The organism is Bradyrhizobium sp. Mp27, from assembly GCF_029953005.1.
GTDB lineage: Bacteria > Pseudomonadota > Alphaproteobacteria > Rhizobiales > Xanthobacteraceae > Bradyrhizobium > Bradyrhizobium barranii.
On record NZ_JASAUS010000043.1, the window covers coordinates 55,424 to 64,043 of the forward strand.

The 8,620-nt window shown below is 59.9% G+C and carries 11 protein-coding genes; all 11 read left to right on the forward strand.

Annotation, left to right across the window (positions count from 1 at the left end; all coding sequences use genetic code 11):
- Window positions 1-214 precede the first annotated feature (214 nt).
- On the forward strand, window positions 215-433 hold the full coding sequence (locus QJT78_RS22295) for a helix-turn-helix domain-containing protein (protein ID WP_038943260.1): 219 nt from the start codon (window positions 215-217) through the stop codon (window positions 431-433).
- A gap of 67 nt (window positions 434-500) precedes the next feature.
- The gene (locus QJT78_RS22300) at window positions 501-755 is read left to right on the forward strand and encodes a hypothetical protein (protein WP_028152481.1); all 255 of its coding nucleotides are present in this window, start codon (window positions 501-503) and stop codon (window positions 753-755) included.
- 88 nt (window positions 756-843) lie between these two features.
- Entirely contained in the window at window positions 844-1,575 is a 732-nt protein-coding gene (locus QJT78_RS22305; protein WP_240537583.1) for a toprim domain-containing protein, read from the forward strand.
- Window positions 1,575-2,780 (forward strand): AAA family ATPase, encoded by a 1,206-nt coding sequence (locus QJT78_RS22310; RefSeq protein ID WP_038943258.1) that lies wholly within the window; start codon window positions 1,575-1,577, stop codon window positions 2,778-2,780. The genes QJT78_RS22305 and QJT78_RS22310 overlap by 1 nt, the downstream gene beginning before the upstream one ends.
- Window positions 2,781-3,008: 228 nt before the next feature.
- A complete protein-coding gene (locus QJT78_RS22315; RefSeq protein ID WP_028152478.1) occupies window positions 3,009-3,788 on the forward strand; it encodes a hypothetical protein in 780 nt (259 codons plus the stop codon).
- Between the two features lie 693 nt (window positions 3,789-4,481).
- Window positions 4,482-5,015, forward strand: coding sequence for a hypothetical protein (locus tag QJT78_RS22320; RefSeq protein WP_155258018.1), 534 nt, complete (start codon window positions 4,482-4,484; stop codon window positions 5,013-5,015).
- On the forward strand, window positions 5,015-5,593 hold the full coding sequence (locus tag QJT78_RS22325; protein WP_028152477.1) for a hypothetical protein: 579 nt from the start codon (window positions 5,015-5,017) through the stop codon (window positions 5,591-5,593). The genes QJT78_RS22320 and QJT78_RS22325 overlap by 1 nt, the downstream gene beginning before the upstream one ends.
- A gap of 164 nt (window positions 5,594-5,757) precedes the next feature.
- Entirely contained in the window at window positions 5,758-6,267 is a 510-nt protein-coding gene (locus tag QJT78_RS22330; RefSeq protein WP_028152476.1) for an HK97 family phage prohead protease, read from the forward strand.
- Window positions 6,268-6,269: 2 nt separating this feature from the next.
- Window positions 6,270-6,482: a hypothetical protein gene (locus tag QJT78_RS22335; RefSeq protein WP_028152475.1), complete on the forward strand. Its 213-nt coding sequence runs from the start codon at window positions 6,270-6,272 to the stop codon at window positions 6,480-6,482.
- A gap of 318 nt (window positions 6,483-6,800) precedes the next feature.
- Window positions 6,801-6,953: a hypothetical protein gene (locus QJT78_RS22340; RefSeq protein WP_240537582.1), complete on the forward strand. Its 153-nt coding sequence runs from the start codon at window positions 6,801-6,803 to the stop codon at window positions 6,951-6,953.
- A gap of 161 nt (window positions 6,954-7,114) precedes the next feature.
- Window positions 7,115-8,500, forward strand: a complete 1,386-nt coding sequence (locus QJT78_RS22345; RefSeq protein WP_038943255.1) for a hypothetical protein — start codon at window positions 7,115-7,117, stop codon at window positions 8,498-8,500.
- Window positions 8,501-8,620 lie beyond the last annotated feature (120 nt).

The following is an 8,620-nucleotide window of genomic DNA, read 5'->3' on the forward strand; positions in this document are numbered from 1 at the left end:
TGAAACCAGAATTTACGGTGAATCGCCACCGGGTAGCCACGGTGCGCCGGAGTGCTCCGTGCATTGGGCGACAATCGAAAATATTTTCAGCGACCGGGCCCCCATTTTCGGGGCGATTTAGTATTTGTCTGTTGTGAACACACTATAGGACGTCGATCGGCACTGACGGCTTATGCCGGCCGAGACGCAAACTCATCCCACACCGGGAAACTCCATGAAACTGCTATCCTTGGACGAAGTGGTCAGCGTTACCGGCCTATCTCGCTCGTCCCTTGCCAAAAAGCGCTGCGACGGTACCGGCCCGGCATTCTTCAAAATCGGGCGCACCGTTAGGTATGCCGCCGCCGACGTCGACGCCTGGATATTGTCTCGGCGGCGCACCTCGACCTGGGCCGCCAACGACAATGCCGCGGCCACCCAAGCCGCCGCCTAAAAGCTCGATCGGCGCAAGCCGAGGTACGCAGCGGCACAGCCGCAACCCCCAAGAGGGGATTCCAAAATTGAAAATCCTAGACATCAGACCAAGCCCACCGGGCTCGGCGACGCTCGCGCGTTTCGATCTGGAGCTAAACGACCACCTCAAGCTCTTCAACCTGGCTCTCCGTCGGCGTGGCGACGAGCCTGCTCACGTCATTGCGCCCAATGCGTTCCAGCAGCGTGTCGCCGGATTCTCTGCATCCTTCAACAGGGCGCTTGCCGAACTCGCACTAAATTCCCTCGTGGAGCTACAGACCGATCATGTCTCAGTCGCTTAAAAGTATTGCTCACGCCCTCGGTGGCGACGCGGTGGGCAACAGGTATGTACTCTGTCCCGGCCCCGGCCATTCTCGCCGCGACAGGTCTTTGAAGGTCAGGTTCAAATCTGATGGCACGTTCACGGTCACCAGCTTCGCGGGCGACGACTGGCGGACCTGCAAGGACTTCATTCGCGACAAGCTTGGCCTGCCGAATGACTGGCACCGCCAGCCTGACCGCGAGCCCGTTATCCACCTGCGGGAAGTCAGGGACGATGAGCCGGCACGTATCCGCGGTGCCTTGCAGCGCTGGGCGCACGCAGCCCCCATCACGGGCACCCTGGCCGAGAAATATCTCGCCAGCCGCGGTCTGACCTATAGCGGTGATGCCGTCCGCTTCCGGGAAAATGATCGAACGATGGTCGCGTTGATGACAGATATTGTCACCAACGAGCCCTGCGGCGTTCATTGCACCCAACTGGACCGAGATGGCCGCAAGATCGAACGCAGGATGCGCGGTCGAGCGGCCGGCGCGGTCGTGAGGTTGTCGGGCGACACCGACGTCCAACACGGACTCGGAATAGGCGAGGGCATCGAGACATGCCTTGCGACAGGGTTCACTCCGATATGGGCTTGCCTGTCTGCTGGCACCATGGCTGCATTTCCGGTGCTAGGCGGGATCGAGTGTTTGACCGTTTTCGCCGACAATGATCCATCAGGCACTGGCATTGAAGCCGCAAAGACTTGTGCGGGGCGGTGGCACGTTGCCGACCGCGAAGCAATTATCCGAATCCCTGTTGAAGTTGGTGTCGACTACGCCACCCGAAAGGAGGTGGCGTGATGGCCGCTCTACCGAAAATTCCAGAACATATCTTCAAGTTCGAACCTGGCAAGAAGGCGCCAGAGATTCCCGCCAACGATAACAATATCCGCGGCAAACTTATCTTTCTGGGCGAAGACCGTCCTTATGTGCCGAAGCCGGAACTGGTGCGGGATACGATGCCGCGCAACGGCGTAGGCTTCTTCGGTGGTCAGTCGGGATCGTGGAAGACATTCTTTTCCATCCACGCCGCTACCTGCTTCATGACGGGAGAGCCTTTGGCTGGCCGCGATATCGAGCGTACCGGCGGCGTAGTCTATCTTGCGGCAGAGGGCGAAGGCACCATTGAGGGGCGGCTGAAAGCGCGACGAACCAAGCTTAAGAAACCAAATGCTGAGTTGCCGTTCTATCTGCTCACGGGCATGGGCGCGATTGCGGATTTAGGCAGCTACAAGATCCTTGAGACCAGGCTCCGCGGCGCGGCCGACGACATGCGGAAGCGGTTCAATGTTCCGCTTGTTGCTTTCATCATCGATACCGTTGCCGCCGCCGGCATGATTGCGGAAGATAAAGAGAATGATCCTGGCGCGTGGCAAAAGGTGTTTGACGGGTTGCAGCCGATCGCATCGCGGCTGGATTGCGTCATCATCCTGGTTCATCACGCCGGCAAGAATGCGTCTGCGGGACTTCGCGGTTCTTCGAACGCGCGAGCCGGTGCTGACTTCGCGCTCATGTTGGCATGCGAGCGTGACGAGATTACCGGCGCGACCGGCCATCACTATCTGCACCTTGCGAAGAGCCGCGATGCACCCGAAGGACCGATCGCCGCGATCAAGGCTGAACCTGTCGTCATCGGCAGTCGTCACGATGGCAGCCCGGTAACAACCCTTGTTCTCGAATTCAATACGAACGACCGAGAGCCACCGAAGAAGGCGCGCGCGACCAAGGCGGCCAAGCCCTTCCGCGAAGCCGTTGACGCAGCGCTGTCCGATAGCGGCGAAAATGTCCACGTGCGCGGCGAGTCCGACGCGCCGGTGGTGCGGGCCGCGCGGGTTGATTTGGTTCGTACCGAGTTCAACCTGCGTTACGTGACGGCGCAAGATGACGCCGTGCAAAGGTCTAACACCCTGAGCAAGGGATTTAATCGGGAACTGGATCGAGCAGTAAATTCCGGTGAGTTCGCAACAGGGGCGTGGGGCGGTAGGGAGTGGATTTGGCGTCCCTAGCCGAAAGGACAAAAGGACAGGACAGGACATTTAGCAATTTGTCCTTTTGTCCCGACCATGCCCAAGCCCGTCAGCGGTCCATGGAAATAGGGGCAACCACCACAAAGTGGTTGTCCCCCAGGTCCCGCGGATGGCGACGACGATCGGACGGGACAGGACACGTTCCTTATAGGTGTCCTGTCCTTTTGTCCCGAGCATATTGACCATGATGGCAACGGCAGACAACCCATGCATCACGCAAACGACAACCAACCCCGCAGCCCGGAAGAACATCGCCGCATCCTGGCGGAGCATCGCGCGGCACAAGACGACAGCCGAGAGGTTCGTTTTAGAAACCAGCACTGGCCGACCTTCGCGCGGCTGAAGCGCGCTGATGCGTGGCGCGAGATCCAGGCCCTGGAGCGCTACGCTGAAGATGAGGGCGTGTCGCTACCCGAAGGCAGCCTGCATGCCGCCAATGATAACAGCCCGGTCGACGACACCGGACGCACTGAGATCAGCCGCGTTGACTCCCGGCTTGGCGAGGAGTGCCCAGACGGCGACGAGATCATGGCCGCATGGGAGGCCGACGAAGAGGACCGCAAGAAAGGCCGGCCCGAGAAAGCGAACCGGATCCTGTATGACGACAAAAGCAGGATCGTCGCCGTAAAGGTGCGAGGCCGGTACCGCTCCTTGATGGAAACCTTCAGCGAACCGCGCGGAGCCGCCGAGGACAAGGCCAAGATCAGCGTGAACGCTGGCTACGGTGCACCTGACGAATTGCCAGACGTCCAGGATGACGCGGCTCGGCGCATGGATCACACCGCCATGAAGCGCCGGCTTGGTCGTGATGTTTGCCGGGTGCTTGAGTTGGCCCTTGGGACGCTCACCAGCGAGGAGATCGGCGAAGAGCTGGGCCTGTCGGCTAAGAGCGGCGAGCGCATGGCTGTAAAGTTGGTTGACGGCGCGATCGTTAAGCTGATGACCGAGTACACCCGACGCGATGCCGCGGATCGGGTGGCGGCTTAGGGCCAATATGAAAGCGGAGACCGGCACAAGGCCGGTCTCCGCCCGTTCACATCAAGAGGTAGATTATCGCAGCGATAGCCTGAAGGCACGCGGCGACGTCAACCTTGATAGAACACCGGATGATGAGCTGCTTTCGCATCTCGTGTCCTCCGGGTAGCAGTGCACCGCGTACCCAAAAGGTTACGGGTTCAGCTCTCACCGAACGAATAAGCCGTCGTTCATGAGCGCACCGGCCCACCTTTGGCGCTCTAGAAACGCCGCAGATAGCCCCGCGTGGTTTCCCTTTCCGACCTCACGGGGTCCACGAACTCCCGGCCGGCGGTTTGAGCGCCAGCCTTTCGTCTCTGATCGGTCAGGGCACGGGCTGTGCGCGGGTTTGTTGGATAGTGAGGAACCACCCCACGTCCGCGAAGGGCGCACGGGTGGAGCTTTGAACGGACAGCCAAGGGTTGTCTATAAGGAAAATGGCCGAAGGAGACGCTTATCCATGCCTTTCGCGTCCCTAATCTGCCACTGATTCCGCTTTAAGCCTTAGCGGGCAACTTGGTTGCCCGACGTGACGTGCAAAACTTCAGCGCCGGTTTCGGCCGGCGCGCCATTTTTACCGGCCTTGAGCCGTGAAGCCGCCCTGTCGGCTTTTTATTTAGCCCTCCAATCGCAATTCCCAATCCTGAAAGGATGATAGGGCCCACCATGGCCACACTCAATCGCGTGCTCGACGCAATCGAGACACATATCGGCTTCCCGCGAAGCCGCACCAACGGCATCAGCCGCCGGCTACAGGAGGCGGGGCAGCTTCCCGTTGGCGCGCCTGGGGTGGCGCCAGAGATGAATGAGCGGGACGCCTGCCTCTTGCTGTCAACGCTGATGTCCGCACCCAAGTTGCATGAAGCTGTCGATCATGCACAGGCGTACGCCGAGATGACTCCCGGTGGTGCTGTGCTGTCGGCTGATGCGCCCGACAGCATCCCGCGATCATCGCTGGAGTATCTGGTCACCAAGGCTTGGGTAGTGATTTCGGGCGATCCCGACGCAGTAGACGACGTTCGGGGCCATCGTTTTGAGTTCGTGCATGGCTGGCGCGAGCTTTCAGCACATACGCCGGAAGGCACTGTCACGCGGTTTGTGCTGCCGGGACAGTTGGCTTCTCACCAACAGGCCCCGCATCGCATCGCTGGCCTGGTGAAGGGCGAGGCTTTTGTGAATTTGATGAAGGATCTATTTTAATGGCATTGCTTAAGAAGAAAGAGGCCGACGCGTTTGTCGTGCCGTCGCTGGCGGAGGCTTCACTTGAATACAAGGCGCTGCTGGACAAACAGACTGAGTTGCAAAGCCGCTACAGCGAATTGCATAGCGAGCGCGCTAAACTTCGGCGAGAGATCGAAGCGGAGGAGGCCGCCGGCAAGCAGCGTCTTGCACCAGAAGTCGCGCGCCTTCTCGGTGACCCCGCCGACTCCGTGACAGCGCTTGCGAATCGCCACCGAGAAGTTGCTGTCGAGATGGGACACATCGAAGTGGCCCAGGAGACCCTTCGGCGCCGCCTTTCAGAGGCGCGAAACGGGGCGAGCAAAGCCGTTTGTGACGGGGTGCGTGGCGAGTACCAGCGGCGTCTCGGTGACGTGTGTGATGCAGCCAAAGCTCTGGAAGCCGCACGCGAACGGCATGACGAACTCTTGGATGATATCGAGCGCGAGGATGTGAATCTTGCCTATCTGAGGCCGGTCCGTCCGTTCTTTCTCGGCGATCGACGTGACGGCAAAATTCCCTATTTTCTAAGGGAAGCGAAGGAGGCCCACAATGTCTAAGGGATCCGAACGCACCTCCGATGTCGCGGACAGAAAGCCAGTCCGCCGTCGTGTGAAGATGCCTGGCGAAAGTCGACACTCCGAATGCTCGGACTCACCAGCCGTGATTGCGCGCAAGCTAATGCAAGCGAAGCGCGAGAAGAGATTGCGGGTGACGCAACGCAATGGCTGAAACCATCTCAGGATTCGCGATTTCCTGGAATCGGCCGGCTATCATCGCGGGACTGTTCGAAGAACGCTTCGCGCGTGGTGCGTTTGACAAGCACCTCGCGCAGAATCCCGACGTCGCCGCGCTTTGGGCGCACGATCCCAGCCGACCTTTGGCACGTGTCAGCAATGGCACTTTGAAGCTCCGCTCTGACAGTATCGGCCTCTATTATTCGCTGACGCCGAATCCCGATGCGCCTTTAGGGCAGGAGGCTTTGGCGACTGTGGGCAACGGCACGGTCACTGAGGTCAGCGTCTCATTCACTCCGATTTCCGAGGAGTGGGATGACGGCGGCGACATTCCGAGGCGGCTCATCACCGAGGCCAAACTGTTCGAGATCAGTTTGGTCCTGTGGGGCGCATATGGGTCCGACACAAGTGCCCAGATCAGCCGCGCATCCAGCAACAGTATGGCTGCCAAGCGTCGCATCGAGATGGCGCAGCGGAAGAGGGGAATTCTGAAATGATAATGAACGGCATGATGCATTCGTGGGATCGCTACAGGCATCGCGGCATTGCCGAGCTGGACAACGGCGAAACGGTGAAGGTCGACGCACGCAATCTCGGTGCGGCACGTCGTCTGCCCGAGTGGCAAGGCCATTTCGAGATGCGCCCTGGCGATCGCGCCGAGTTCGTCATCGATGATGGCGGCGGTGTTGTTGATGTGTTGAGGGTGTGGTGAGCGCGGTACCCCAGTGGGGCGGGTTAACTTTCGAAACCCATCCGCACTAGCTACCGGCGGCCCCCATTTTCGCACGCATCTGCAATTCAAACCCCCAGGGTGAAAATGCCACGACCAAGAAAACCAAGCGCTAGGGCGCAGGTTGAGGGCCGGCATCTTATCAATGCTGGCCGCTATAAACGCAACGATCTAACCGGTGACGCAATTGGCGCTCCGCCATCTTGGCTAAATGAGCAACAAGCTACTGCGTGGCGTGAATTCGCTGGCGAACTGCCTTGGCTCAACGCTTCACACCGCTGCATCGTAGGAATCGCATCGTTGTTGCGCGCTCGCCTGCAAAGCGGCGCGGAGATGGGTACAAAATCGCTCAGCTTGCTGCGTCTGTGCCTGTCGAGCATGGGTGCGACGCCTGCTGATGCCAGCAAGATCAGCTGGGCGGCAGAAGAGGATCCCGATGACCTGCTCGACTAAAATCAATCTCGGCAACCTGCCGCCCGAACTCACTGAGCCGCCGCCGGTGCGTACGGCACATTCGCGTTCCAGCCGAGCACCGGCAAGGTCTGGCGCAAGGTCGACGGCAAGTGGTTTCGGATTGAAGAAGCACTCGCGCGCATCGAAGCAAGGAAATCAAATTGACCGCCCTCTCTTCATATTCCACCGGCACTGTTTCAGTAAGCGCAGACGGAACGACCGTAACCGGTGTCGGCCCGCTGTGGTCCTCAGCTGGCAACGTTAAGCCTGGCGATCTCTTCCAGAGTGGTCATTATGTTGTCCCGATCACGGACGTCACCGACGACACGCACTTGGCGATTACGCCTTGGCCCGGCTCGACGCTGAGCGGCGCGTCGTATGTCGTTTGGAAGGTGTCGCAACAGCGCATCGTTGGCGAGACGTATGCGGCCTCCGTCGACAAGATAGTCGGCGCGTGGAACACGAGCGGATTTTTTGTGTTCGTCGACATCAACGAGACCGAACCAGACCCGTCCCTCGGTGACGACGGGCAATACGCATTCCAGCCGACGTCCGGCAAGACGTGGGCGAAGGTGTCTGGCGTCTGGTCCTTTCTCGGCATCTACAAGGCGTTCAGGCCACGTGGCGCTTACGACAACGCTGCGACGTATTCATACGGTGATGTGCAGACGACCGCGGGGTCGTCGTACATCTACATTAACGAGACGCCGAGCGCCGGTCACACTGCCCCGAACCCGACCTATTGGGATTTGATGGCAGCGAAGGGGGATCCTGGCGCGACCGGCTCAACCGGTGCCGGCTATGGCGGCACTTCGACGACGTCGCTTGCGATCGGCACCGGGTCCAAGGCGTTCACCACGCAGGCGGGTCTGGCCTACACCAACGGCGCGCGTGTGCGGGCATCCTCCGGCGCTAATTGGCTCGAAGGTGTCGCGACCTATGGCGGAACGACTCTCACGATTACGTCTGACAAGACCAACGGAAGCGGCACGTTAGCTAGCTGGACGTTCAATGTTGCGGGGCAGCCTGGGGCTGGCGACCTGTCGAGCGCCAACAATCTGTCGGATGTGGCGAACATCGCGACGGCGCGTGCCAATCTCGGTGCTGGTACAGTCAACAGTGTTACCGCCGGCACAGGACTGTCGGGCGGCACGATCACGAGCAGCGGCACGATTGCTCTGGCGCTAAATAATGCAACACTTCAAGCAGCGCCATCAAACCCCGCCGGGGTTGCAAGTTTTGTGATGCTCGGACTAGGATCGACTTGTCACATAACGCCGATATACAGCACGCGCATCCTGGTGACGATTAGTGGCCACGCCTCCAACGGTGGTGCGGGAACGTTTACAAACTTGACGATCCGATATGGCACAGGCACTGCACCAGCTAACGGTGCGTCCCCGACCGGCACAACCGCGACAACACCCATGTCTGTGGCATCCAGCACCAACCTTACACCCTTCAGCCTGACTACCATCATCACAGGGCTGACGGCAGGCGTCGCATATTGGTTAGAGCTGGCCCCGCAAATTCGGACAGTAGCTTGAGTGGATTTCCTGCCTGACAGCGGCGAGGATTCTTGCTGCGAATCAGGAGCGAAGATGACGAAGAAGAGCCGCCGGACGCATTCTCCGGCATTCAAGGCGAAGGTTGCTTTGGCTGCGGTC

Bases quoted from the DNA above. Each gene is read 5' to 3' on its own strand.
- QJT78_RS22295 (WP_038943260.1), top strand. From the start codon at position 215: ATGAAACTGCTATCCTTGGACGAAGTGGTCAGCGTTACCGGCCTATCT.
- QJT78_RS22320 (WP_155258018.1), top strand. From the start codon at position 4,482: ATGGCCACACTCAATCGCGTGCTCGACGCAATCGAGACACATATCGGC.
- QJT78_RS22315 (WP_028152478.1), top strand. From the start codon at position 3,009: ATGCATCACGCAAACGACAACCAACCCCGCAGCCCGGAAGAACATCGC.
- QJT78_RS22310 (WP_038943258.1), top strand. From the start codon at position 1,575: ATGGCCGCTCTACCGAAAATTCCAGAACATATCTTCAAGTTCGAACCT.
- QJT78_RS22330 (WP_028152476.1), top strand. From the start codon at position 5,758: ATGGCTGAAACCATCTCAGGATTCGCGATTTCCTGGAATCGGCCGGCT.
- QJT78_RS22335 (WP_028152475.1), top strand. From the start codon at position 6,270: ATGAACGGCATGATGCATTCGTGGGATCGCTACAGGCATCGCGGCATT.
- QJT78_RS22325 (WP_028152477.1), top strand. From the start codon at position 5,015: ATGGCATTGCTTAAGAAGAAAGAGGCCGACGCGTTTGTCGTGCCGTCG.